The organism is Azospirillum argentinense, assembly GCF_000632475.1.
Classification (GTDB): Bacteria; Pseudomonadota; Alphaproteobacteria; order Azospirillales; family Azospirillaceae; genus Azospirillum; species Azospirillum baldaniorum.
On sequence record NZ_CP007798.1, the window covers coordinates 126,735 to 151,787 of the forward strand.

The window sequence follows — 25,053 nt, forward strand, 5'->3', positions numbered from 1 at the left end:
AGCATCCCTTCCACCGCCCCCCATGGAAGACCATGTTGACCAATCAATGTGCCCGCAGTTGCTTTGTAAACAGCGGCCAGGAAATCGTTTCGGTCGATCATATCGATTGCGGGCGCTTGATTGGCTGGTACAAGAGCTTGAACGAGGACGCCGGCACAATTTCAATTGTCATTGGCGATAACCACGAAATGGAGATTGCCGCCAATCTTCCGCGCCAAGATGTCGCGATGGCGGGCTACGGCGCTCCGGAATGCGGGTTCGACCTCGTCTTCCAACCGCCCCTGCCGGTCTCGACCCGGATCGCGATCGTTTCCAGGGGCACGGGCAAGGAGCTTCTGTCGGCGATCGTCTATGACGAGGGTATGATCATGCAATCCGGCAACGCGGCGGCCGAGGAACCGGTCTCGCTGTTCGGCGTGCCGAGCGTCCCGGCGCCCCAGGAGCCTTTCTCCGAGCGGGGGGTGGCCATTGCGGGCAACAACCTGATCCTGTTCGACATTTCGGATCTGGTCTATTACATCGGCCATCATGACAACCTGACCGGCATCCAGCGGGTGCAATCCTGCATCCTGCTGGCCATGCTGCGTCACGGCATCTATGACCGGCGACGCCTGCTGTTCCTCAGCTACAACAACCACCGCGGGCACTTCATCCATATTTCGGTGGAGTTCATGAGCGCCCTGCTGGAGGATCTGCTGCGTCCGGCCCGTGACCGGCGGATCGCCTACTCCAGGGAGGACGCCAAGGTGGGCCTCCTGCCGCAGTCGGCGCCGCTGCATCAGAGTTTCGGCGCGCTCGCCGGCCAGTCAGCCGTGCTGTGCCTGCTGGGAGCCGCCTGGGTCAACCGCGACTACTTCCGGCGCGTGGTGGAATTGAAGCGCGTGCTCGATCTGCGTTTCGCCATGGTCGTGCATGATCTGATCCCGATCTACGCCCGCGAAACCTGCGACCAGGGAACGGCGCGCGTCTTCACGAGTTTCCTCAAGCGCGCCCTGCGCAACACCGACCTCTTCTTCGCTGTCTCGCAGAACACCGCGCGGGATTTGCAGCGCTACGCGGAAGAGATCGGCGTGACGGCCCCTCCGGTCATCGTCACCCAGAACGGCTCCACCTTCGATGAGTTCATCGCCGCCGGCGCCCCGCCGTCGCCGCTGTTCATGGAGCGCATCCGCAAGCCCTTCACCCTCTTCGTGTCCACGATCGAGGGGCGCAAGAACCACATCTTCGTCTTCCGTGTCTGGCAGGAACTGGTGAAGGCCGGCGTCGATGTGCCGGATCTCGTCTGCGTCGGCCGGCTGGGGTGGCGGGCCGAACAATTCCTGTCCAAGCTGACGGAAACCAACAATCTCCAGCGCCGGATCCACATCCTGAAGGATGTCTCGGACGAGGAACTGGACTGGCTCTACAAGAACTGCCTGTTCACCGTCTATCCGAGCCTTTACGAGGGCTGGGGCCTGCCGGTGGGTGAATCGCTGGCCAAGGGCAAGCTGTGCGTCACCAGCAGAACGTCCTCCCTGCCGGAGGTCGGCGGCGATTACGCGGTCTACATCGATCCCAACGACACCGGTTCCGCCATCCCGGTGCTGCGCCGGCTGATCACCGACGCCGCCTGGCGCGAGGGGCTGGAGCACAAGGTCGTCACCAGCTATCAGCCGGTCTCCTGGCGGACGGTGGCCGAGCGGGTGATCACCGGTTGCCTGGAGGCCGGACGCAAGCCGCGCACCAGCATCTTCCCCACCATCGACTGCGGGCAGGAATACTGCTTCGGCGCCCTGCCGGACGCCCTGTCCGACCGGCTGGGGGAAGAGATGATGGCGCAAATCCTGGAAACGCGGCGTGCCCGGCTGACCAGCGCCTATCTGTCGGACGCGGCCTTCCTGGCGGCCGAGGAGTTCCGCATCGGCGAATCCTGGTGCGAGCCCGAGAGCTGGGGTGTCTGGTCCCGCTATCCGGATGCCGGCCTCGGCTTTCTTCTGCCGCAGGAATCCCAGGGCGGAGTGCAGGCTTGCCTGCTGCTCAATGTGCCGGACCCTTTGCGCGGGATGTCCTTCCACATCGAGGAGGACGGGGAGATCCTGGCCGCCGGCTATCTGAACAGCGAAGAAGTGTTCGTGACCTTCCGCATGCAGCCGCGCCACGATGCCGAAGGGCGCGTCCTGCCCTCACGGCTGATGGTCCGAACCCGACATGATCCCGCTAAGCAGGCGGAGCTGAGAGCGATCGACGCCCGCGGAATTGGGCTTGGCTTCAAGCGCTTCCTGGTCAACCGCTTCGATGATGTGCTCGGGCGCCTGGAGGTCATGGAACGGCTGTCGATGCGGGCTTTGGAGAAGCCGGCAGGATGATCCCGCGGGGCGCCGGGGCAGAAAGCCCGACGCCCCGCAGCCCTGCCATCCCGTTGCCGGCCATCACGGACGGACGGACGCGGCTGGCTTTCGCCGCCGTTCCGATCCATGGTGCTTCGCTGTCCGTTTCCAGGAGTCCAGACATGCCGTCGTCGTCCCCGTCCTCCTTTGCCCCTTTCTCTCTTGAAGGCAAACGTGTCTGGGTTGCCGGCCATCGCGGTATGGCCGGTTCGGCCATCGTGCGCCGCCTGGAGCGGGAGGGTTGCGAGGTTCTGACCGTCGGCCGGGAGGCGTTGGAACTGCGCCGGCAGGCGGAGGTGGAGGAGTGGATGGCCGCGGCCCGGCCCGATGCCGTCTTCCTGGCCGCAGCGACGGTCGGCGGCATCCACGCCAACAGCACGCGCCCCGCCGAATTCCTGTACGACAATCTTGCCATCGAGACGAACATCATCCACGCGGCTTGGCGCACCGGCGTCCGGAAGCTGGTTTTCCTCGGCTCGTCCTGCATCTACCCGCGCTTGGCCGAACAGCCGATGCGTGAGGACGCCCTCCTCACCGGGGCGTTGGAACCGACCAACGAGTGGTACGCGATCGCCAAGATCGCCGGCATCAAGCTGTGCCAAGCCTACCGGCGGCAGTATGGTTGCGACTTCGTCTCCGCCATGCCGACCAACCTGTTCGGCTACGGGGACAATTTCGATCTGCAGCAGGGCCATGTCGCCGCGGCGCTGCTGGCCAAGATCCACCAAGCCAAGGAAAGCGGGGCGGACACGGTGGAACTCTGGGGGACCGGCACCCCCATGCGCGAGTTCCTGTTCGTCGACGACCTCGCCGATGGCCTTGTTTTCCTGGCCAAGCATTACTCCGAAGAACCGCACGTCAATCTCGGCACCGGCCAGGAAATCTCCATCCGTGGGCTGGCCGAGCTGTTGGCGGAGGTAATCGGCTACGAGGGCGGATTCCACTTCGACACCAGCAAGCCCGACGGCGCCCCGCGCAAGGTGATGGACGTCAGCCGCATGGAGGCGATGGGTTGGACGGCGTCGACCCCGCTGCACGAAGGCTTCGCACGCACCTATGCATGGTACCGGAGCAATCTCGGCAAAGGCACATTGCGCGGCCCCTGAAGCAGGCCTCCGTTCGCTTCGGATCCACATCGCCTCATTCGGTTGCAGCCTCCTACCATCAAGCGTAGAGCCTGATGTGTCAGGCTCTACGCTTGCTCTCAAACGGCGGGCGCAGCCGGCCGGCTGCTTGCCTTCGCAGGCGTGAGTCTGCAGGGCTGCCAAAGGGGACGAGTCAGCCTCCAAAGCCGCTGGCATCACGCCGTCGGCGAGGCGCGGAATCGTCTTCACAATGGCTTTTTGAGCGTCTCATCCACACGAATAATCCTGACGGATTCTTCTGTCACCTTGGGAATACCCAGGCACCCGACAGATTTTGCGCCCGCTTTTTCCCAAAACCTGTTCAGTCTAAGCCCATCGCAGGCAGCAATTCCATAATTGCTGCACCACACGAAAACTGCGCAATCATTTTCTATTAGTCACAAATAGAGATTACTAAACACAACTGAACAATTTAATCGCTCATAGAAAACATCAAATTAAGGAAATCACTTTCCACTGAAAATTTAGGGGCGTCGTATGAGCACGCCGGACTCCGTTTTCCCTGTGACCAGGGCGCAGCCAAGTGGAAACATCATTGCTGATTCTTTGATATCGCAATACCAATGGGGGAATCTGGCAGGAGAAGGCGTTACCCTCACCTACTCCTTTGGGACGGCGGGTGTATCAACCTATCAGCCCTTTTACGCGACGCCGGACCCGGGAAGCGCCTGGACCTTGTCCGACACAGCCAAGGATGCCATCCGCACCGCCTTCGCGCATTGGAGCGCGGTGGCGAACATTTCCCTGATCGAGGTTCCCGACACCGGGGATTCCTGCGGCGACATCCGCATCGGCGGCAGCGCAGCGCCGTCGATTGCCTACACGATCATGCCCCACGGCACCCTGCCGGAAGGCGGCGACATCTGGTTCGGCCTGCAGTTCGCCGATCCCGGCCTGTCCTGGGAGCCCGGTTCCTACGCCTATCTGACCGCCGTTCACGAGATCGGCCACGCGCTCGGCCTGAAGCATCCGCACGAGACCGACGGCGTCTTTCCAGCCGCCCCCAGGGAGATCGACGCCCAGCAATATACGGTGATGAGCTACCGCTCCACCCCCAGCCTGCCGGCCGATTTCGGCTATTGGCAAAGCCGTTTCCCGAACACCCCGATGGTGAACGATGTGCTGGCCATCCAGCAATTGTACGGCGCCAACATGACGACCAACGCCGGCAACACCGTCTATTCCTGGCAGCCTGGAGAGAAGATCCTGGAAACCATCTGGGACGCCGGCGGCCACGACACCATCGACTGGTCGAACCAGACGACCCCGGCCCTGATCAGCCTCGTCCCAGGCACCTACAGCAACCTTGGCCCCACCTGGACGGCCGGCTTCACCCTGAAAACGGCAACGCTCGGCATCGCCTACGACACGTGGATCGAGGCGGCGATCGGCGGTTCCGGAAACGACATGCTGATCGGCAACAGCCGGGACAACCAACTCTACGGTGGCGACGGGGACGACACGCTCAGCGGCGGCGGCGGCAACGATCTGCTGGATGGCGGAAACGGGTTCGACACGGCCCTTTTCAGCGGCGCCTTCCACGACTACACGATCATGAACACCGCGCCGAACGAAGTGACGGTCTCCGGCCGCGACGGTGTCAGCATCCTGCGGAACATCGAGCACCTGTCCTTCGGCAACATCGTGATGGCCCCGAATCCCGATGCCGCTCCGGGCACCTGGGCAAACACCTTCTTTTCGATCGGGAGCGTCTCGTCGAGCCAGACCCTGCTGCAGCAGGCGGCGGCCTATGCCGGACCGGTGGACTTCCTGCAATGGCAATGGATCGGCACGAACGCCAGCGAGGCCGTCGCCGGAACGGACGGCAACGACTTCATCCACGGCCTAGCCGGCAACGACGCCCTGGTCGGCGGCGGCGGCGACGACGTGATCGACGGTGGGACCGGCTCCAATTTTCTGGTCGGCGGCTCCGGTCACGACACCTTTTTCCTCGACGGACGCAGCGGGCAGCCGGTCTGGTCGACCATCACCGACATCGAGGCCGGGGAGATGGCCGTCCTCTGGGGCTGGCAGAACGGAACCTCTTCCCTGACCTGGGAAGCCATGGCCGGAGCCGAAGGGAGCAAGGGAGCGACCGCGAACGTCGACTTCAACGGCGACGGCATACCGGACGCCTGCCTCACCTTCAGCGGAAAGCCGATCGACGCGCTGACCTCCGCGGTCGGCCAGGGCTACCTGAGCATCTGGGCGCTCGCCTGACGGAGGGAGCGGGACGGCCATCCGGCGCGTCCCGCTCCCGTGCGGGCAGCCGTGCAGCCGGAAGGCGCTGCACAACCGGGCCAAGAGGCTTGCTCTGGAAAGGCGACTTATCCAATATCGCCGGGCCCGCTCCGGGCATACACCGGCGCCATCGCCGTTCCTCTCTGCCCCGCCCGGCCAGGAAGTCCCGTCTTATGAGCCTGCTCGCCCGTATCGCCGCCCGCTTGCCGGAGCCTGCCCAGCCTTTTGTCCACCGCCTGGGACACATCCCCCGGCTGATCGTGGCCGAACGCTTCGTGGCTGAAACGGGCGGCCTCGCCAGCATACGGCTCGACCTGCAGGGGGCTCCGCTCGCGCCCGACCGGCCGGTCACGGTCAGCGTGGTGCAGCCGGCCACCGGCGATTCCCGCCAATTGAGCGTGCGCGACTGGACGCTGTTCCGGAACAGCTTTCCGGTTCCCTTCCCGGCCTTCGCCAACGAAGCCGGGGACGTCTTCCATCTGTTCGTGACCCAGGGCGAGACGCCGCCGGCCACCGCCGCTCTGGCCGCCCACGCCCGGCGCATCGGGCTCGACGCCCGTCCGCCCGTCGTGCTTCCGTCGGCCAGCACGTTCGGCATGGCGCGGGTGCTGCCCGGCTCGAACGACGCGCTTCCGGTGGCCTACGGCATCGACGTCTTCTGGTGCGACAAGCACGGGATGTATTTCGAGGGCTGGATTCATTGCCACCAGCACAAGCTGACCGGCCTGCGCATCCGGGTCGGCGACGACGTCTACGACGTGCCGGAGTTCCGCCGCCGCGAGGACCTGCTGGCCTTCTATCCGGACCATCCGCATGTCGTGGACAGCGGCTTCGTCGGCTATGTGCAGGGCCGACCCGGCCAGCCGGTCCATTTCGAGGTGACGAGCGATGCCGGCAGCCGCTCCATCCCCATCGAGCTTCCCAAGAGCACCCTGCTGAAGGAGCCCTGGACGGAGTACCAGCACGACACTATCAACGACTTCGTCCATACGCTTGGCCGTTTCGTCACGGAGGTGAACGAACGCAACCTCGTCGTCGCCGAAATCGGGTCCCGCCATGTCGGCGAGGCGAGCGAGAACATGCGCAGCTATTTCACCGGGGCGAAGCGCTATGTCGGCATCGACATCCACGCCGCCCCCGGCGTGGATGTGGTGGGCGACGCCCACGCACTCGACCGCCTCGTCGGGCAGGGCGGCATCGACGCCGTCTTCTCCCTGTCGGTGATCGAGCATCTCGCCTGCCCCTGGGTCCTGGCGGCGGCCTCCAACCGCGCGCTGAGCATGGGCGGCATCGTCTTCCACAGCGCCCCGCAGACCTACCCGCTGCATGAAACGCCCAACGATTTCTGGCGCTATTCCGACGAGGGGCTGAAGGTGCTGTTCGGGCCGGCGACCGGCTTCGAGGTGATCGCCGCCGGCATGGTGAACGTCATGCACATGTATCCGGAGGAACGGCGCGGCGTCTTCGCCTCCGTTCCGATCAATCCCGGCTACGGCAACGCCTTCATCCTGGCCCGCAAGGTGCGCGATCTGCCGGACGGCGCCGTCGCCTGGCCGATGGATTTCGACGAGAGCCGGGATCGTGCCGCCCAGTACCCTGTGCGCCCCGCCACCTGACGCAGGCCGATGCCGCCAGCGGGACCGGAAGACGACGATGAGAGACGACGCACAGCGGCCGGATTGGCTGCCCTGGATCGCCGGGGCCGTGACGGTGGCGCTCGGTCTCCTCTTCCTCATCCTGATGCCACCGCTTTACAACCCCGACGAGATGAACCACCTCTACCGGGCTGAACAGATCAGCCGGGGGGAACTGCTGGGCCGCCGGATCGGCGCGGATCGAACCGAGGCCGGCGGCACGATCGACGGCAACCTGATGGCGGCGTTCGTTCCCTACATCAGCGCCCAGATCAACCGCAGCCCGCCTCCGCCGTCCATCCGGGGGCTTCCCGAAGCCGCCATCAAATGGGGCGGCCCGGCGATGACCATCGATTTCCGCAACACCGCGATCTACCCCCCCTATTTCTATCTCCCCTCGGTGGCCGCCATTCTCGGAGGAAAGGCGCTGGGGGCCAGCATCCACCAGACCTTCTACGCGGCGCGCCTCCTGAACCTCCTCGCCGCCGTGGCGGTCCTGGTGACGGCGCTCGCCCTGTTCCGCACCGGCAGGACCGTGGCGGCCACGGTCCTGCTGTTCCCGACGGCGGTGTCGCAATACGCCGCGGTGTCGCAGGATGGGCTCCTGATCACGGTCGGGGCGCTCGCCGCCGCACTGGCCTCCCGCCCCCTGTCGGAACGGCGGGCGGCCACCGGCGTGGAAATCGCCTGGATCACCGCGCTGCTGGCGCTGCTCTTCGTCACCCGCCCGCCGCTGGTGCCGCTCGCCCTTCTGCCCTGGGCGCTCGCCCGACGCCCGCTCGCCCCATGGGGCATCCTGCCGACGCTCGGGCTGGTCGCCGTCACCGCCGGCTGGTCGCTCTATGCCGGCACGACGATCAAGGTGCCCTGGTGGGCCTCGCCCTTCCACTATTCGATGACGGAGCAGTTGACCGGCATCCTGACGTCCCCGGCCACCTACGGCGCCGTCCTGTGGCGGACCATGTCCGATCTGGGACACGGCTATCTCCTCCAGGCCGTCGCCGTCTTCGGGCTGCTCGACGTCTTCCTGCCCGGCTGGGTCTACGGCGTCGCCGCCCTGGGGATCGGGCTCGCCCTGCTGCGGGACGGCCATACCGCCAGCGGCGGCAACGGGCTGTTCCGCGGGACGGGAGTGATCGCCGTGGCCGGCACCTGGCTGCTGATCATGACGATCCAGTATCTGGATTTCTCACCCGTGGGCTTCGCCCACATCCTGGGGGTGCAGGGGCGCTATTTCCTGACCCCGGCGCTGTTCCTCGGCCTGCTTCTTCCGCACTGGAGGCTGCCGGCACCGCTGGCGGCGCTGTCGGCGGGCGCGCCTTTTCTGACGCCTGTGCTGGCCGCCGCCACCCTCCCCACCACGATCGCCCTTCACTACGCCACGTGAGCCCCATGGACGTCCTCTTGCGCACCGGTTCCGCATTTCAACGGGTCTCCGAGGCCTCCGTGGCCATTCTGGCGCGGCTGGAGCGCGGGTTGCCCCTGCTGTTCCTGGCCTATGCGCTGCCCATGGTGATCTTCCTCTCCATCACGATGCCGGCCTACCTGAACCCGGACGAGACGAACCACGCCATGCGGGCCGAGCAGGTGAGCCATGGAGCGCCCCTGAACTGGCGCACGGGACCGTTCGACGCCGGGGGAACGATCGACACCGGCCTTCTCTCGCTGCTGGAGGTCTACTGGCCGATCCTGGCCGAGGCCGACAAGCGTGTTACCCGCAGCATGCAGGACCGGTCCCATGCGGTGACGTGGAGCGGCAATCGCATGTTCGCCAACACGCCCAACACCGCCGTTTATCCTCCTACCCTCTATCTTCCGGTGACCGTGGCCATCTGGATCGGCAAGGCGGCCAAGCTGCCGGTGGAGACGACGCTGATCCTGGGGCGGCTCATCAACGGCGCGGTTGCGGCGTCCCTGACCGCGCTCGCCATCGCCCTGGCGGCACGGGGCCGCTTCGTGATCTTCGCCACGATGCTGCTGCCCATGTCGCTCGCGCAGTTCGCTTCCTGCTCGCAGGATGCGCTGCTGCTGTCCGGCGGGGCGCTGCTCGCCGCCCTGCTGTCCCGGCCGATGTGCGGCCGGCGACCGGCGACCGGGGCGGAGTATCTGGGGGCCGCCGTCCTGGTCGCCCTGCTGTCCATGTCGCGTCCGACCAACTTGGTCTTCATCCTGCCGCTTCTTCTGCCCTCCGTGGCGCCGCGCCTGACGGGCCGCTTCTCAGCCCTCACCGTGGTGGGCGGCGCGGTCGCGGCGACGCTGGCCTGGATCGTGTGGGTGGCCATCTACGTCCAGGTACCGCAACCCCATTCCGGCATCGTCCCGATGATGGGCGATCAACTCCGCCACCTGATCGCCGACCCGCTGTCCCTCTTCACGGTGCTGTGGAACACGGCCCTGATGTACACCCACGGTTACTACGTCATGATGATCGCCTTTCTGGGGTGGGGGCAGGCGGCCTTCACGGCCCCATCCTGGTTCTACATCCTTGCCGGCGTGGTGCTGCTGTTGGCCTGCGCCACCGAAGTCCTGGGTCCGCCGGGCCTGACGCGGCGGCAGCTCGCCGTCGCTTGGCTGAGCGTGGGCGCCTCGTTCCTCGGCATTCTCGTGATCCAGTATCTCAGCTTCTCGCGCGTCGGCGGAACGTTCGTGGAGGGGGTGCAGGGACGTTACTTCCTGCCGCTCGCCGCGACGGCCGGCCTGCTGATGCCGGCCATCGCCGCACCGGCGGCGCTGCGGCTGGCGACGGCGGTCCCGGTTCTGGTCTTCCCCATCGCCACGCTGCTGACCGTGCCGACGATGGTGATCGGGCGCTTCTATCTTCAAGCCGGCTGAGGCCGGGATCGCCCGGCGGCATTTTTGCCGCGAAGGCCCAGGCGCGCCATCATTCTCGCGCTATCATCCTTGGACCGAGGGCGCCGTCATGGCGGCGTGATTCAACCGAACGGCCTCCCGAAAACCCGGCACGGTTCACACCTCTCTGACTGCGGAGCCTTCTCGTCATGACCCATTCCCGCCACATCTCGGTCATCGGACTCGGCTATGTCGGCCTGCCGGTGGCCGTTGCGTTCGGGCGGGCCGGGGTTCCCGTCGTCGCCTTCGACATCGACGCACAGCGCATCGGGGCGCTGCGGAACGGGCACGACCACACGGGCGAGGTGCCGGATGCAGAGCTGGCCGAGGCCAGCCTGCACCTGACCGACGACCCGGCGGATCTGGCGCGGGCCGACTTCCACATCGTCACCGTGCCGACGCCGATCGACGACGCCCACCGCCCGGACCTGCGCCCGCTGCTGGCCGCCAGCCGCACCGTGGGGTGCCATCTGAAACATGGCGACGTGGTGGTGTACGAGTCCACCGTCTATCCCGGCGCCACGGAGATGGACTGCGTGCCGGTGCTGGAAGCGGAATCGGGTCTGACCCATGGGCGGGACTTCACCGTCGGTTATTCGCCGGAGCGCATCAACCCCGGCGACCGGGAACACCGCTTCGAAACCATCACCAAAGTCGTTTCCGGCTCGGACCCGCGGACGCGGGCTCTCGTCGCGGCGGTCTACGGCAGCGTGGTGAAGGCCGGCGTGCACGAGGCTCCCTCCATCGCCGTGGCCGAAGCCGCCAAGGTCATCGAGAACACCCAGCGCGACGTCAACATCGCGCTGATGAACGAGCTGGCGGTGATCTTCCATCGCATGGGCATCGACACCCGCGATGTTCTGGAGGCCGCCGGCACCAAGTGGAACTTCCTGCCGTTCCAGCCGGGGCTGGTCGGCGGGCACTGCATCGGCGTTGATCCTTACTATCTCACCCATCGGGCGGAGCAGCTCGGCCACAATCCGGAGGTCATCCTGGCCGGCCGCCGGATCAACGACACCATGGGCCAGTATGTGGCCCAGGAAACGGTCAAACGGCTTCTGCGCAGCCGCGGCGGACAGGCCGGGCCTTTGCGGGTCACCGTGCTGGGCCTGACCTTCAAGGAGGACGTGCCGGACATCCGCAACACCCGCGTGGTCGACATCGTGTCGGAGCTGCGCGGGTTCGGCGTGGAGGTCGCCATGCACGACCCGTTGGCTCCGGCGGACGAGGCCGCCCGCGAATACGGCCTGACTCTCACTCCGCGCGTGGCGCTGCCGCCGGCCGACGCCGTGATCCTAGCGGTGCCCCATGCCGCGTACCGGTCGGAGGGCTGGGATCTGGTGACCGGCCTGCTGAAGGACCGGCGTGGCCTGGTCATGGACGTCAAGGGAATGCTCGACCGCACCCGCAAGCCGGATGGCGTTCAGCTCTGGCGCCTCTGATCCGAGGCCGGTCGGCGGGGCGGTGTCAGAACCGGCGGACCGACGCGGCCAGAGAGGCCCCCTCGGGCAGGCCGGCGGCCGCGTCGGCCTCCTTGGCGGCCTCGTCGCAGATGGCCTGGTACTCGTCCATGACGCTGTCCACCGGACCGAACGCGCGCAGGCAGCCATTCTCCAGCCACAGGGCCTTGGTGCACCACATCCGGATCAGGTCGTTGGAATGGGAGGCCAGGAACATGATGGAAGAGCGGTGGATGAAGTCGGCCAGCCGCAGTTGGGCCTTGTGCAGGAACTTCGAATCGCCGGCGACCACCCATTCATCCATCAGCAGGATGTCCGGCGCGATGCAGGTCGAGATGCCGAAGGTCAGCCGCAGAGTCATCCCCGCCGAATAGGTCCGCAACGGCATGTGGAGATAATCGCCCAGTTCGGTGAACTCGGCGATGTCGGCGACATGCTTCTTGATCTCCTCGCGGGACAGGCCGATCAGCAGACCGCGCAGGATGATGTTCTCATAGCCGCTCTGGTCCATGTCCATGCCGAGCCCGATGTCGAACATCGGCGTCACCCGACCGTTGATCTCGACCTGGCCGATGGTCGGTTCGTAGATGCCGGCCAGCACGCGCAGCAGGGTGGTCTTCCCCGCCCCGTTCGTCCCGATCAGCCCCACCCGGTCGCCGTGCTGGATGTCCAGCGACAGGTCCTTCAGAGCCTCCACATAGATGCGGTTGGTGGCGTCGGACGCGATCCGTCCGGCCGTCCCGCGGGACAGCAGGGCGCGTTTCAGCGACCGCGACCCACCATGGTACAGCGAGAAATGGACCGATACGTCGCGGAGCGAGATGGAGGCTGACATCGCGGAAGCGCTCTTCAGATCCAATAGGCGATGCGGTTGCGGAAGCGGTGCAGGAACAGCAGGCTCGCCGCCACCGACAGCGCGGTGAAACCCAGTGTGACCGCGTAGGTCAGGGCCGAGGGCACCTGCCCCAGCAGGGGCTGGCGCAGAAGCTCGATGAAATGGTGCACCGGGTTGACCAGCGCCAGGGCGACGCGGTCGCCCAGCATCTCCGGCTTCCATATGATGGGGGTGAGGAAGAAGATCACCTGGGTCAGGCTGGTGATGATCTGCGGAATGTCGCGGAACCGGGTCGAGACCATGCCCAGCAACATGCCGACGCTGAGGGCGTTGACCAGGATCAGGAGCAGTCCCGGAACGGCGAGCAGGGAGGCCCAGCCCGGCACGATCCCGAAGATCACGGCCACCACCACATAGACCACCGCGTTGTGCCCGAAGATGATCAGGTTGCGCCAGATGTAACGGCAGACATGCAATGTGAAGGGCAGACGCATCTGCCGGATGTAGGCTTCCGATCCGACGAACACCATGCCCGATTCATTCAGCAGGCTGCTGAGGAACCCCCAGACCAGAAGCCCCAGGCAGAGATAGGGCATCAGATCGGCGACGTCGGTGCGCAGCAGATGGGCATAGAGGAAGCCCAGCGTCCCGATCATCACCGCCATGCTGAGGGTGAGCCAGAACGGCCCGAGAAGCGAGCGCCGGTAACGCTGCAACACGTCGTTCCACCCCATGCCGCCCCACAGCCGCCACATCGACAGACCTTGCCGGAGGTCGGTGAGGGTCAGCCCCCAGTTGGGGACCGCGGTCAGAACCAAGCGGGGAGACGGGCGGGACGGCGTCCCTGTGGCCGGGCCGGAGGTTTTGGAAGTCACGAAATCCTGCACAGGAAGGTTCCCTGGTCGGCGGCCCGGCAGTCATACGTCCGAACGGCGGGCCGACGCAAGCGCCCTTCGAGCGAGGTGGGGGAACCGCCCCCGGATGTCCCGGAGGCCCCGTTTCGTGAGGGGCTGGGGCCGAGAAAACCGCCCGTATTCGTAAGCAACAGACACGCAAGAAATGGAGCCGTGCGGAGGCCCGGAGCGGCTCAACCTTGCACGCCTTGCGCATCAAAACTCTCACATGATAAACTTTCCGCGGCTGATCGGGTCCGAAAGGACTACCCAACTGGGAAATGTTGAATGAATAATCAGGTCGAGATTTGGGGGGAAAACGTCAGCCTTCGAGAAGCCGCCGCCGCAACAGAAGCGGCGTTCGTCGAGTTCGGGACGCCCGACAAGGTATATGATCACTGGACACGGTCCTGGGTTGATCCAGCGCCCACTGTCGGTGCGGCGCGGCTCAAGAATGTCGCCTTCTCGTCAATTTTCCACACTCTTCTCCCCAACAATGGGTTGGTTGTCAAAGAGACGACTTATACGAAAGCATTCGATTTTTTCAAAATCGATCACAGCATTGATCCCGAATCCGGTAAGATCGGATTCAAATTCCCCGAAGACCCGGTCTACATCGACGATCCCGTTTTTGTGATCGGCGGCCATAGCAATTATTCGCTTTGGTTCATGTCCTGGCTCCCCAGGCTGCGCTGCCTGGATCTTCTGCCGCAGCTGGGAGTTGACCCAACGCGTCTGCGGTTCCTGGTCCATCACGATATTTTCGAGGCCCAGCTCAATTCGCTGGAGAAGATGGGATTCGGTGAGGATCGCCTCATCCGCAACACCATTGACCGTCCCCTCGTCTTTCGCGATGCCATCGTTCCGACTTTTTTCTCCAACCAGTATGTTTCTGTTCAGAACATTGCGTTTGTGCGCGAGCACTTCGCTCCGCAACAGAGTGCGGCCGAGATTGAGAATCCGACCAAGATCTACATCAGCCGTTACCGGCATGGGCGCAACCGCCGGAAGATCGTGAACGAAGGGCCTTTCCTGGCGCAGATCGCTCCCCACGGGTTCGAGCGCATCGCTCCGGAAGCGCTGAACTTCGAGGAACAGTCCGGATACGCGCGGCGCTCGCAGGCGCTTGTCGGTCCTCATGGGGCCGGGCTTGCCAACATGCTGTTCGCGCCGAAAGGCGCCAAGATCCTGATTATCGAGCACAGCGCGGAATCCCGGCGCTTTGCCGAAATGGCGGCGTTCTGCGGTCATACGCCGTTCACCTTTCATGCCGACGACGCAGAGGAGTCGACGGACTGGAGCCGCGACATCCATGTGGACATCGGCCAGTTTGACGCGTTCCTGCGGTTCGTCAGCCAGACGGAAGCGGCAGAGATCGATCCTCTTGCCTTCAAGCCCGGTGAATTGGAATCGTTCATCGAGAGCCTGACATGGGCCAATCCCCGCCGCGCCGCAGCCAAAGCCGCCTCCGGCCAATCCAGCCCGGAGGACAAGGTCCGGTACGCCTTCCGCCTTCTTACCGGGGAAACGGCACCGGACGCGCTCGCGGAGAGGCTGAAGGATGTGGCCGACGCGCCGGGACTTTTGCGTGCGGAGCTTCTGAACGCTCCGGAAACGGCCGCTGCGGCACCGGAATTGCGCATCGCCCGCCATGTGGCGGCGTTGCGGCGGGCTTACGAGAACGGTCCCCCACGGCTGGTCGTTGGAGCGGCCGATACCAGGAACGAGGGCTGGACGTCGTCGGACATCGAGGTCCTGAACCTTCTCAAACCCGCCAGCTTCGATCTCTGGTTCGAGCCGGGCACCATCGAGGCGATCCTGGCAGAGCATGTTTGGGAACATCTGTCCGTGGAAGAGGGAATCCAGGCGGCGCGCACCTGCTTCCAGTATCTGCGGGACGGCGGCTATCTGCGCATCGCTGTTCCCGACGGATATTTCCCCAATCCCGCCTACATCGACCGGGTGAAGATCGGCAAGGCCGGGCACAAGGCGCTCCACACGCACGAAACGCTTGAGCGGCTTCTGACGGAGGCCGGGTTCCAGGTTCGCAAGCTGGAATGGTTCGACGCCGCCGGCGTTTTCCATCAGGAATATTGGTCGTCGGCTTGTGGCCACATCCAGCGCTCGCGCCAGCATGACATTCGAAATTCTGCGCAGAAGATCGGCTATACGTCGCTGATCGTGGACGCCGAGAAGCCCGCCACCCCGGAAGCAGAAACTGGCCTGCTGATCGGCGGAGCCACAGCCCGTCAGAACGGCTGGCAAATGGTTCCAGCCGAGGATTTCCTGGAAAAGGAATGGGTGGATATCGAGCGCGAGTTCATCCGGGGGCGGCGGATCACGCGCATCGTTTCGGAGCATCTTCTGGACAAGTATGACCAACCGACCCGGCGGCGCCTGCTCGCTCGAATGGCCGACGCGTTGGCCGTAGGCGGGAATCTGCGCCTCGCCGTGCCGGACGCCCAGTTCAAACGCGGCGACTATCAAGAGGCAATCGCCCGCAATTCCCGTGCAATGTTTGATCATCTCTCAATTCATGAGGAATTTGCCGGTTTGCCCGTTGAGATAAAAGTGGTCGAGTTCATAGACGACGCTGGATTGCATCATGACGAAGATGAAAACCCTGATTACGGAAGAATAACCAGAAGCAAAAAAAATGATATTCGCAACAAAGGTGGCAGCCTCAATTATACTTCTCTAGTCTTAGATGCCAAAAAGATTTAATAGGCAGAAGATATCAACAGAATGCAGATTTTTCAGGAGTTTGATGCAAACGGCGGCAGAGCCATTGCTCTCCGTCTATTACAACAAGAGAACTAAGGATAAAACCAATGAATTATTTATTCGAAGCTCTTTCTTACTTCACTCTTTTACAACCAGCGTCTCCATGGCCATATGGCGGAAGTTTTCAGGGGCATCAAAGGCTTCCGCCATATTGAGTTGTGCAGTTACTCAGCAATGTTCTGCCATAAGCAGTTCAATGACACAGAGCCGTGAATAATAAGTAAGCTCTGTTAAAGTCATTTGCCAGATATTAGGAATGAAGATGCATGATATAGAACTGAAATTTGATATGACCATACCTGGCCAAGTCAGTGAAGTAGACCTGAGAGCCATCGCCCAACTGGCTACTGGCCTGTCTCCTGGTTCAATTATCGTCGAGCTGGGAAGTCTTTATGGCAGAACAGCTTTTACCTGGTCTATGAATGCGCCGAGTGGAAGCAAGGTGTTCTGTATTGATCCCTGGCACCGGGAGCATTGGATCATCAATCTTGTTGAACGGCCATTCAATGCTCCTCCTTTTTCCTTCGACGCGTTCAAGAAGTATACGGAAAATTGTCCTGGAATTACGCCGATACAAGGGTACAGCCCCGACGACGTCATGGATTGGAATCAACCAATCGACGTTTATTTCGATGATAGTATCCACCAGAACCCAGGTTTCCGTCGTAATCTAGAGTTCTGGGAACGTTTTGTGAAGCCTGGTGGAATTATTTGTGGAGACGATTACAAACCTCGTAACACAGACATGCTTCAAGAGATCCATGGCCTTGCAAATATTTACGGGGTCGAGGTCAAAACGTTTGACGAATTCTGGGTTATTCAGAAGCCATCATTGTTTAACCGATCTGCGTATGCCTCTGAGAGCCAACATTTTCGTTTTCTTAATCCCGATTCGGCTATTCCTAGCATTGAAGCATCTGTTCTAAAAACGGATTCGGGAATTCCTACCCTCCTGTCTAAGAGTGAAAGTCGCCGCTTAGCCCAACTGTCCAAGGCGATACCAGCCAATGGTACCGCCCTTGATCTTGGTGCTTTCTATGGTCACAGCAGTTGGATCATCGCCCAAAACGCTGATCCATCTATCCATGTGTTTGCTATCGACACTTGGAGGCGCCAATCTTGGATGCGTAATATAGAAAGCCGCTTCAGCGCCCCGCCTTTGTCCTGGAAAGCTTTTCGTAGTTACACGGCAGGGTGCACCAATATCTCTTCGATACCAATGTCTAGTCCAGAATCTTTTGAAAACTGGAATATACCGATCGATCTTTATTTTGAGGATGCAACCCATGCTGCTCCCATGATTGGCCGGAACCTTCACTTTTGGAGCAAACACGTTAAACCAGGCGGAGTCATTTGTGGTTGGAATTACCGCCACAACAATAAGGATCTGCTGAAGGAAGTTGATTTGCTCGCTTCGCGTTTCGGCGCGAAGGTTTCCACGCATGGTCAGTTGTGGGAAATTGTGAAGCCGAACTGAATAGAATGGCAGGACGAGAGGCGCTCTGCGCGCCTCTAAGAGCTCCTATCAAAACCCGTGGAAAGTGGGCTGAAGCCGTTGATTTACCTCAGCCCTACCCGGTTTTGATCCGCACTCTAAATTCTATAGAGCCATAGCCACGTCATTTATAGGAAAATTATCACTTAATTCGTGTTTTCATGGCTGTTGCCTCACCCCAAGAAGGGTGAATTATCATACAGCTCCAAACCATCATTATCGATGATATATTAATGATTATCGCTTGATGGAAATATATTCCACAGCAATTAGAAGTTATAGGCGCCCTTCTCCTTAGTAATGTAATTTTCTTTTTAACCGGACATGCATCCGCCTGCGGAAGAATGCTGCGCTAACAAACTTGCAAATCGGAAAAAATTCCTGTATTTATGCCCTCCCCTTCTTCTGGAAGGGACGCAAGCCCGTGGTTTCGTCGGAACAGGTAAAGGGACCATCATATGAAAACATTCATAGCGATGGATGACGCAATGGGGAGGCCAAGCGCGATTTTGCCGGCGCCTACCACCACGTTCACCATTGTCCTATCGCCCGGCCAAGCAAAAACAGCGCCGGTACCGACAGGGGCACGCGTGGTTCTGTTCAGCGCCTCGGCCCCGTTCTGGGCTCGCATCGGGGAGGCCGCCGCAGTACCGACGGCTGACGTGCTGGACGGCAGCGGCCCGGAAGCCAATCCGGTCGCCCGGGCATTGGAGGGCGCAACACTGATTGGTCTCGCCGCCGCTTCGGCATGCGCCGTCAGTCTGTCCTTCTATCGGTGACCGCCATGAACAGCGCTTACTATGCTTTTCCTACCCCCGATCTGGCAGGATTCGCGCGAACGGCCGATCCCAGTTTCACCGGACAGGTGCGAGTGCCGGCGGGTGCGGTCGGCGCTCCCGGACTGGCAATCAACGGCGATCCCGACACCGGACTGTTTGCTCCCGGAACGGACACGCTCGCGCTGTCGACCGGCGGAGCCGAGCGTGCGCGGGTGGACGCCGCCGGCAATCTTGTCGTCGGCGGGTTGTCCTCGATCCAACCGGGAACCACGCCAACCTATCGGGCGGGCGCTCTCCAGGTGCGCTCGGCCGGCGCCGGCATGAACATTGAGCGCTACACATCCACCGGCAGTTCACCACCGGCATTGTACCTCGCGAAAAGCAACAACGTCACGCCTGGATGGCATGGCGCTGTCAGCGACAGTACAGTCACCGGCGAGATCCAGTTCCATGGTTCGGACGGCGCGAAGTTCCTCGCCACCGCTGCGATCCGCTCGGCGGTCGACGGCGCGCCTGGAACGGACGACATGCCCGGCCGGCTCCTGCTCTTGACGACCATGGACGGCGGGACCATGCCGACAGAGCGGATGCGCATCTCCGCCAATGGGACCGTCACGATGGGCGCCACCCCCGGCGGCGAAAGCTTGCGCGTCACTCCGGTCGCGGCCGCCGTCAACACTTTGGAGGCGGCGGGCGCCGTCAGCGGTGCGGCGCCGACTCTGTCCGTCCAGGGTGCCAACGCCGACATCGACCTCAAGCTGTCACCCAAGGGTGCGGGCCATGTGCGGTTTGGGCAGTACACCGCCGCGGGCGGGCTCGCCGTCACCGGCTACGTCGAGATCAAGGACGCAGGCGGCGTCGTGCGCCGCCTCGCCATCGTCAACTGACCCAAAGGAATCACGAGCATGGCCATCCGCAAGACGCTTCCCACGCCCTTCGGCGTTGAAGCCACCTATCATCACGTCTCCGCCCTGCAGATTCACTACCGCGAGCGGGTCTGCGACGTGGTGGTGTCGAGCTTCCTGGACGAAACGGCCCGGCGCGCCGATTGCCAGCCGCTGGGAACCCTGGAAACGATACGCCTCGGTTTTGCCGAATTGGGCGCCAAAACGGAGCCGGGTCGGGACGCCGTCTATGCGGCGCTGATGGCCCGCTCCGAATGGACGGGAGGGGAAGCCGTGTGATGCCGAAGGCGCTTTGCGCAGCAAAGTGCGACAGGGCATACGTCCGGCCGACCATGGAGGCCTTCCTGCGTCGGCCGTATGACGGCGAATGACCGCGGGAACGGGGAGTGGCGTCCCCGTGTCCTGCCAAAGCCGTCAGGGCCGGCGCGGTTCAGGCTGCGCCGACAGCGCCACGCGGTGTATCATCAGCGCCCGCCTCTCTTTTGAAAGCGTCTCCTGGTGTCGAACGCCGCCATTTTCTTTCATCCCGACGGCTATCTGACCGCACGCAAGGACCTGAAGGGCCGTCATGTCGCGGGCGAGTCCTTCCTGAACGGCTTTTTTCGCCATTCCGGCCAGTCGGAGTTCATCTGCCATGCGGCCAGCCCGGAACAGGCCCGGAGCTTTGCCGAACTGGCCGGGCGCCTCGCGCCCGGAAGCTCCACGCAACTGGTCCCGACGACGGCGCCCGAAGGATTGGCAAGGGTCGGCTGCCTGTTCGTGCCCGGGCCGGGGATCGACCGGTTCGTCTGGCAACGGCGGCGCGTGGGGCAGCGGACCTACAGCCTGTGCGGCATCACCCACACCACCTCGGAATCCCCGGAGATGTTCGGCCAGCTTCTGACGGCGCCGGTGCAGCCGTGGGACGCCGTCATCTGCACCTCCCTGGCCGCCCGCGCCTCGGTGGAGGCGATCCTGCATCCCTATGCGGCCTTCCTGAGCGAACGCTTCGGTGCCGCGAAGATGCCGATGCCGCAGTTGCCGGTGATCCCGCTGGGCATCGATACCGGCGCCTTCCGTTTCGACGAGGCGGTGCGCCACGAGGAGCGCAAGCGGCTGGGCATCGCACCGGACGACATGGCGGTGCTCTTCGTCGGCCGCCTCAGCTTCCACGCCAAGGCCCACCCGATACCCATGTACATGGCGCTGCAGCGGACGGCGGAGCGCACCGGACGGCGCATCCACCTGATCCAGGCAGGCTGGTTCAGCAACGACTCCGTGGCCGCGGCCTTCCAGCAGGGCGCCCGCCGCTATTGCCCCTCGGTCAACGCGATCTTCCTCGACGGGCGGTTACCGGACGTGAGGACACGCATCTGGGCGGCGGCCGATCTGTTCACCTCACTGTCGGACAACATCCAGGAAACCTTCGGCATCACGCCGCTGGAGGCGATGGCCGCCGGCCTGCCCGTCGTCGTCGCCGACTGGAACGGCTACCGCGAGACGGTGCGCCACGGTGTCGACGGCTTCCGCATTCCGACGATGCTGCCGCCGCTGGGCTCCGGGCTCGATCTGGCGGAACGCTACGCCATCGGCGTGGACACCTACGATTACTACATCGGACGGGCGTCCCAGATGACCTCGGTCGACATCGACGCGGCCGAGGACGCCTTCACCCGGCTGACGCTCGATGGCGCGCTGCGCCGGCAAATGGGCGAAGCGGCCCGCGCCCGTGCCGGGGAGTTCGACTGGCGGGTCATCGTCCCGCGTTACCAGGAGCTGTGGCGGGAGCTTGCCACGATCCGGGGGCAAGGGGTGGAAAGCGCGCCCTGGCGCGGCGGCAACCTGCCCGATGGCGATGCCCGCATCGGGCCCAATCCGGTGCGTCCGGACCCCATGAGCATGTTCGCCTCCTACCCGACGGAAACGCTTTCCGGCGCGACGCGGCTGGTCCGCACCGAAGGCGCGAGCATGGCCATGCTGACGGAGCTGCTGGCCGATCCGCTGAACTCCACAGCCCGGGGATTGCTGTCGCCGCCCGCCGAACTCGCCCTGGCGTTGGACGCCTTCGCGCCGCCGCTCGGCCGCAGCGTCGCCGAGGTGGCCGCCCAGCTGCCCGCGGACCATCGGCTGATGTTCGCGCGAAGCCTCGTCCATCTTCTGAAGTTCGGCCTGCTGCGAATGGCACCGCCGCCGGTGGCATGAGCGGGGCGTGCCGGACCGCTTCCCTCCCCTTCCCGGGAACGGTCCGGCAGCCATCGCCCATCCTGCGGAGCCCCGGCGGGCCGGGGCCCGCGCAACGGCATCAGAGGCAGCGCGCCTCGACCATTTCGCAAATGTAATGGTAGATGCAGAGATGCACCTGCTGGATGTCCGGGGTGTGGCGCGACGGCACGGCGATCAGGTGGTCGCACAGATCCGCCATCTTGCCGCCGCCCTCTCCGGTCAGTCCGACGGTCGTCATGCCCGCCGCCCGCGCTGCCTGCAGGGCGTTCACGACATTCTTCGAGTTGCCGCTGGTGCTGATCCCGAACAGCACCCCGCCGGGGGCGGCGTAGGCCTCCACCTGGCGGGAGAAGACGGTGGCGTAGTCGTAATCGTTGCTCCAGGCGGTCAGCACCGCCGCGTTCGACGACAGGCAGATGGCCTTCAGGGCGCGGCGCTCCTTGAGGAAGCGGCCGACCAGCTCGCCGGTGATGTGCATCGCGTCCGCCGCCGAACCGCCGTTGCCGCACACCAGCAGAGGACGGTCGTTGCGGAGCGCTTCGGCGATGGCCGCGACGGCCCGTTCGGTCACCTCGTCGAATTCGGGAGTGGCCGAGCGCTGGATCAAGGCGGCCGCGGCGGCCAGATGCGAAGAGAGGGCCATAAACGTCCCGTTCGTTCAAAGACAAGGTTCAGGAGACGGCGCGACTATAGGAGGCAATGGAGCGCAGCATCAAGCGGCTCCGGTGGGCTTTGGCACCAAACCGCGCGGTGTCCGGCATCAGACGCTGCGGTTCTTCAGGGACAGTTCGAGATGCCGCAGGATCAGATCGGTGTCGTAATCGGTCGACTGCTTCACCACCCGCTCCCAATAGGTCAGCAGGGGAATGCGCGCCGGATTCTTCTGCAGCAGTTCCCGCTTCAGGAACGGGAAATCCATCTGGGCGATCATATAGTCCCAGAAGAAGTGGGTCGAGTTCAGCGGCCGGCCGGCGTTGATGGTGCGGAACACCTGCTGAATGAAGTTCTTGCGGACCGGATCGATGCCTTCGGACAGGATGTCCCGCTCCACCACCGCCTCGATCAGAGCCGCCGCCGCGTCCCGGTACGGGAACGCCGCGCGGCACCGCAGACCGGCCTGCCGCATCGCGCGGGTCAGCCCGACCTCGTACTTCATGATAATCCAGGTCTTTGACTGGACGTAGCGCAGCTTGTTCCAGAACCCGGCGAAAGCGGGCGATTGCAGCGCCGGCTTGTGGAAGACCAGGAAATAGCTTTGCAGATGGAAGGAGAACTCCCAGCAGTCCGAAGCCCCCCAGACGTCCGCCGTTTCCGGCTCCATCCGCTCCAGCACGCCCGCGATGTGGTGGAGTGGGCCATAGACGCTGTCGTTGGCCAGCAGCAGCGTGTCGAGCGCGGCGAGGTCGGGGATGGCCGCGATGCCCTCCTTGTAGGCACCGAAATCGTAACCGATGTTGGCGCGCCGCAGGATGAGCGCGCAATGGCGCTGCAGCCAGGCGACTTCCGAAGCGCCCAGCGTAGGCGCGTTGCTGACGAAGATGATGGCGAAGCCGCTGTCGGCCAACTGGCGCAGGTAATGCCGCGCGAAGTCGTGCACGACGCCCTTGCGGTCGTAATGCACGAACACCGCCACCCGGCGGGCGTCGGCGAAGGGGACCTTTCCATCCCACCGCTCGCGCACATAGCTTTCCTTCCGCAGGAAGCTGAGCGCGTGGGCGATATAGGCGAAGAGCAAGCGGTTCTGTTTGAGCAGCCACATGAAGACGGCGCGCAGCCGCTGGACGATCAGCGTGAGGAATTCGACCATCATACCCCTCGCGCTGCAAGGCGATGAGTACGGGCCAGGGCTTTCGCCTGCTCGACGATGTCCGGCGGCACGGCCGGCGATGCGGATGGATCGAGAAGAACGGACACGGCTTCCGCGGCTCCGTTCTTGTCCTTGGCCTGCACCAGGGCAAGCGCTTGGTGGTAAAGCGCCGGCCACAGCAACGCCATCGCCTGTTCGGGCGCTGCGGCGAGCAGCCGGCGGCTGGCCTCATGGGCCTTGGCGAACCACGTCGACGCCATCTTCGCCGCTTTGCGGTGGTTCAGGCACAGAATGCCGAGCCCGAAGGTCACCGACGCCGTCTGGCCCAGGGTCCGGGTGGGCAGGTCCCGCTCGACCCCCAGCGCCAGCCGGTCAGCGACGGCGTAGTGGCCGAGGTTGAGCAGGGTGGTGAAGGTTTCCTGCCGGACATCCGCCAGAATCCCCAGCGGAATGCGCTCCTTGAGCACCAGGCTGGGCTCTGTTTCAAACCGCTCGACGGCGTCGGCCGCGGCGGCGGGGTTGGTCCAGGCCAGGATCTGTGCGGCGTAGCCACGGGCGCGCCAAGTCAGATCGTCGGTTTCGCCGTCGTCGGCGCCGATCTTCTGAAGCACGGCGCGGGCGTGCTCTCCGGCCATGGCCGCCGCCTGGAAGCAGGTCCGCGCCAGATCGCGGTTCCCGTGATGCAGCCAAGCCAGCATGCCCAGGCAGTAAAGGATGCCGCACAGGCTGAAGGGGCCCCGGGCATGGAACGCGGCCAGATCCGCCGGCCAATCGGTCCAGGCCAGCAGTTCGTCGGGCTTGTCCAGATCGAAGCCGAAACGCGCCCGGCACGCCTCGATCACCTGACGGGCGGCCTCCTCCGCTTCGGCGAAGCGGCCGGCGTGGGTCAGTTCCTTCAGGCGGCGGTAGCGCAAGCCGAGACCAAGCGGCGTGTCCGGCGCGATGGTCCTCGCCCGCTCCCGCAGATAGTCGATGTAGCGGTTGCGGTCGAGCCGCCGCGACAGGTCGGCGGTTCCCTCGGTCATCGAGACGGCGGCGCGGAGCGTCGGTCCATGCTCGGTCACCTGGACGGCCGTGAAGCCGGCACGACGCAGCAGGGCCTCGAAACCGGCGCGGCTGTACAGGGTGACGTGGTAGCCGGGGCTGAGCAGCGGCACCAGGATGCCGGCCGGGGTATCGGGCGCGATCGCGCCGGCGTTGGGCGTGGTCAGCAGCAGCGTGCCGCCGGGAGCGAGCACGCCGCGCAGGATCTCCAGGAAGCCCAGCGGTTCGAACACATGCTCGACCACCTCGGAGCAGAGCACCAGATCGAACGGTTCCGGCCCGGCGTCGGCCGGCGTGCGCAGATAGGTCGAGGCGATGGGAAGATCCAGCATCTCGCGCCCGAAGTTCGCCGCGAATCCCGGATCGATGCCCTGAACCGACCAGCCGAAGACGGAGCGCGCGAAGTCGAGCGAAAAGCCGAAGCCGCAGCCGATCTCCAGATAGCGCTGGACCTTCGAGAAATCGATGGCCGCCAGCGGCTCCGCCATCACGTCGATACCGGCCCCCTGCTCCAGATAGAAGGCGAGCGCCTCCTTGGTGGCGTGGGCGGTCTCGTATTCCGGTTCCTTCAACGTTGGGAAGAAGGACGTGCCGCAATGATTGCAAAGCACCA

General features: G+C 64.0%; 18 protein-coding genes. 13 read left to right on the forward strand and 5 right to left on the reverse strand.

Features of this window, described 5'->3' with window-relative positions; translation table 11 throughout:
• The first annotated feature begins 227 nt into the window (after positions 1 to 227).
• The 7 genes from ABAZ39_RS32640 to ABAZ39_RS32670 all read left to right on the forward strand — a co-directional run bounded on the left by ABAZ39_RS32640 (position 228) and on the right by ABAZ39_RS32670 (position 11,678).
• Positions 228 to 2,345 carry a glycosyltransferase family 4 protein gene (locus ABAZ39_RS32640; RefSeq protein WP_160174889.1) on the forward strand — a complete coding sequence of 706 codons (2,118 nt, stop codon included), beginning with the start codon at positions 228 to 230 and terminating at the stop codon, positions 2,343 to 2,345.
• Between the two features lie 143 nt (positions 2,346 to 2,488).
• Positions 2,489 to 3,472, forward strand: a complete 984-nt coding sequence (gene fcl / locus ABAZ39_RS32645) for a GDP-L-fucose synthase (RefSeq protein WP_040138521.1) — start codon at positions 2,489 to 2,491, stop codon at positions 3,470 to 3,472.
• Between the two features lie 714 nt (positions 3,473 to 4,186).
• Positions 4,187 to 5,731 carry a M10 family metallopeptidase gene (locus tag ABAZ39_RS37625; RefSeq protein ID WP_040138522.1) on the forward strand — a complete coding sequence of 515 codons (1,545 nt, stop codon included), beginning with the start codon at positions 4,187 to 4,189 and terminating at the stop codon, positions 5,729 to 5,731.
• Between the two features lie 194 nt (positions 5,732 to 5,925).
• Positions 5,926 to 7,368 carry a class I SAM-dependent methyltransferase gene (locus ABAZ39_RS33660; RefSeq protein ID WP_051658845.1) on the forward strand — a complete coding sequence of 481 codons (1,443 nt, stop codon included), beginning with the start codon at positions 5,926 to 5,928 and terminating at the stop codon, positions 7,366 to 7,368.
• Positions 7,369 to 7,405: 37 nt separating this feature from the next.
• On the forward strand, positions 7,406 to 8,773 hold the full coding sequence (locus ABAZ39_RS32660; protein ID WP_040138523.1) for a DUF2142 domain-containing protein: 1,368 nt from the start codon (positions 7,406 to 7,408) through the stop codon (positions 8,771 to 8,773).
• Positions 8,774 to 8,832: 59 nt separating this feature from the next.
• Positions 8,833 to 10,218 (forward strand): DUF2142 domain-containing protein, encoded by a 1,386-nt coding sequence (locus ABAZ39_RS32665; RefSeq protein ID WP_160174890.1) that lies wholly within the window; start codon positions 8,833 to 8,835, stop codon positions 10,216 to 10,218.
• A gap of 167 nt (positions 10,219 to 10,385) precedes the next feature.
• Positions 10,386 to 11,678, forward strand: coding sequence for a nucleotide sugar dehydrogenase (locus tag ABAZ39_RS32670; RefSeq protein ID WP_040138525.1), 1,293 nt, complete (start codon positions 10,386 to 10,388; stop codon positions 11,676 to 11,678).
• 25 nt (positions 11,679 to 11,703) lie between these two features.
• Here the strand turns inward: ABAZ39_RS32670 and ABAZ39_RS32675 are convergent, their stop codons facing one another.
• Both ABAZ39_RS32675 and ABAZ39_RS32680 read right to left on the reverse strand, forming a co-directional pair.
• Positions 11,704 to 12,531, reverse strand: a complete 828-nt coding sequence (locus ABAZ39_RS32675) for an ABC transporter ATP-binding protein (RefSeq protein WP_051658846.1) — start codon at positions 12,529 to 12,531, stop codon at positions 11,704 to 11,706.
• Positions 12,532 to 12,545: 14 nt separating this feature from the next.
• Entirely contained in the window at positions 12,546 to 13,406 is an 861-nt protein-coding gene (locus ABAZ39_RS32680; protein WP_200475616.1) for an ABC transporter permease, read from the reverse strand.
• Positions 13,407 to 13,712: 306 nt separating this feature from the next.
• On the opposite strand from ABAZ39_RS32680, the gene ABAZ39_RS33800 reads away from it, so the two are divergent.
• The 6 genes from ABAZ39_RS33800 to ABAZ39_RS32705 all read left to right on the forward strand — a co-directional run bounded on the left by ABAZ39_RS33800 (position 13,713) and on the right by ABAZ39_RS32705 (position 21,568).
• Positions 13,713 to 16,148, forward strand: coding sequence for a glycosyltransferase 61 family protein (locus ABAZ39_RS33800; protein ID WP_081863514.1), 2,436 nt, complete (start codon positions 13,713 to 13,715; stop codon positions 16,146 to 16,148).
• 316 nt (positions 16,149 to 16,464) lie between these two features.
• On the forward strand, positions 16,465 to 17,685 hold the full coding sequence (locus ABAZ39_RS35360; RefSeq protein WP_081863515.1) for a class I SAM-dependent methyltransferase: 1,221 nt from the start codon (positions 16,465 to 16,467) through the stop codon (positions 17,683 to 17,685).
• Positions 17,686 to 18,293: 608 nt separating this feature from the next.
• The gene (locus ABAZ39_RS35985; RefSeq protein WP_144243690.1) at positions 18,294 to 18,482 is read left to right on the forward strand and encodes a hypothetical protein; all 189 of its coding nucleotides are present in this window, start codon (positions 18,294 to 18,296) and stop codon (positions 18,480 to 18,482) included.
• A 5-nt stretch (positions 18,483 to 18,487) separates the two neighbouring features.
• Entirely contained in the window at positions 18,488 to 19,369 is an 882-nt protein-coding gene (locus ABAZ39_RS32695; protein ID WP_144243691.1) for a hypothetical protein, read from the forward strand.
• An 18-nt stretch (positions 19,370 to 19,387) separates the two neighbouring features.
• Positions 19,388 to 19,666, forward strand: coding sequence for a hypothetical protein (locus tag ABAZ39_RS32700; RefSeq protein WP_040138528.1), 279 nt, complete (start codon positions 19,388 to 19,390; stop codon positions 19,664 to 19,666).
• A 219-nt stretch (positions 19,667 to 19,885) separates the two neighbouring features.
• Complete coding sequence (locus ABAZ39_RS32705) at positions 19,886 to 21,568, forward strand: glycosyltransferase family 4 protein (protein WP_051658847.1); 1,683 nt, start codon at positions 19,886 to 19,888, stop codon at positions 21,566 to 21,568.
• Between the two features lie 100 nt (positions 21,569 to 21,668).
• Here ABAZ39_RS32705 and ABAZ39_RS32710 read toward each other — a convergent pair whose 3' ends face one another.
• From ABAZ39_RS32710 to ABAZ39_RS32720, 3 genes are all read right to left on the reverse strand, one after another.
• On the reverse strand, positions 21,669 to 22,232 hold the full coding sequence (locus ABAZ39_RS32710; protein ID WP_040138530.1) for a D-sedoheptulose-7-phosphate isomerase: 564 nt from the start codon (positions 22,230 to 22,232) through the stop codon (positions 21,669 to 21,671).
• Between the two features lie 117 nt (positions 22,233 to 22,349).
• Positions 22,350 to 23,396 carry a rhamnan synthesis F family protein gene (locus tag ABAZ39_RS32715; RefSeq protein ID WP_040138531.1) on the reverse strand — a complete coding sequence of 349 codons (1,047 nt, stop codon included), beginning with the start codon at positions 23,394 to 23,396 and terminating at the stop codon, positions 22,350 to 22,352.
• Complete coding sequence (locus ABAZ39_RS32720) at positions 23,396 to 25,051, reverse strand: class I SAM-dependent methyltransferase (protein WP_160174891.1); 1,656 nt, start codon at positions 25,049 to 25,051, stop codon at positions 23,396 to 23,398. Before ABAZ39_RS32720 ends, ABAZ39_RS32715 begins: the two co-directional genes overlap by 1 nt.
• Between the last annotated feature and the right edge of the window lie 2 nt (positions 25,052 to 25,053).

Excerpts from the sequence above, each read along its gene's own strand:
- ABAZ39_RS32640 (WP_160174889.1), top strand. The coding sequence starts at position 228 with ATGGCGGGCTACGGCGCTCCGGAATGCGGGTTCGACCTCGTCTTCCAA.
- fcl (WP_040138521.1), top strand. The coding sequence starts at position 2,489 with ATGCCGTCGTCGTCCCCGTCCTCCTTTGCCCCTTTCTCTCTTGAAGGC.
- ABAZ39_RS33660 (WP_051658845.1), top strand. The coding sequence starts at position 5,926 with ATGAGCCTGCTCGCCCGTATCGCCGCCCGCTTGCCGGAGCCTGCCCAG.
- ABAZ39_RS32660 (WP_040138523.1), top strand. The coding sequence starts at position 7,406 with ATGAGAGACGACGCACAGCGGCCGGATTGGCTGCCCTGGATCGCCGGG.
- ABAZ39_RS32670 (WP_040138525.1), top strand. The coding sequence starts at position 10,386 with ATGACCCATTCCCGCCACATCTCGGTCATCGGACTCGGCTATGTCGGC.
- ABAZ39_RS32675 (WP_051658846.1), bottom strand. The coding sequence starts at position 12,531 with ATGTCAGCCTCCATCTCGCTCCGCGACGTATCGGTCCATTTCTCGCTG.
- ABAZ39_RS33800 (WP_081863514.1), top strand. The coding sequence starts at position 13,713 with ATGAATAATCAGGTCGAGATTTGGGGGGAAAACGTCAGCCTTCGAGAA.
- ABAZ39_RS35360 (WP_081863515.1), top strand. The coding sequence starts at position 16,465 with ATGAAGATGCATGATATAGAACTGAAATTTGATATGACCATACCTGGC.
- ABAZ39_RS32695 (WP_144243691.1), top strand. The coding sequence starts at position 18,488 with ATGAACAGCGCTTACTATGCTTTTCCTACCCCCGATCTGGCAGGATTC.
- ABAZ39_RS32700 (WP_040138528.1), top strand. The coding sequence starts at position 19,388 with ATGGCCATCCGCAAGACGCTTCCCACGCCCTTCGGCGTTGAAGCCACC.
- ABAZ39_RS32710 (WP_040138530.1), bottom strand. The coding sequence starts at position 22,232 with ATGGCCCTCTCTTCGCATCTGGCCGCCGCGGCCGCCTTGATCCAGCGC.
- ABAZ39_RS32715 (WP_040138531.1), bottom strand. The coding sequence starts at position 23,396 with ATGGTCGAATTCCTCACGCTGATCGTCCAGCGGCTGCGCGCCGTCTTC.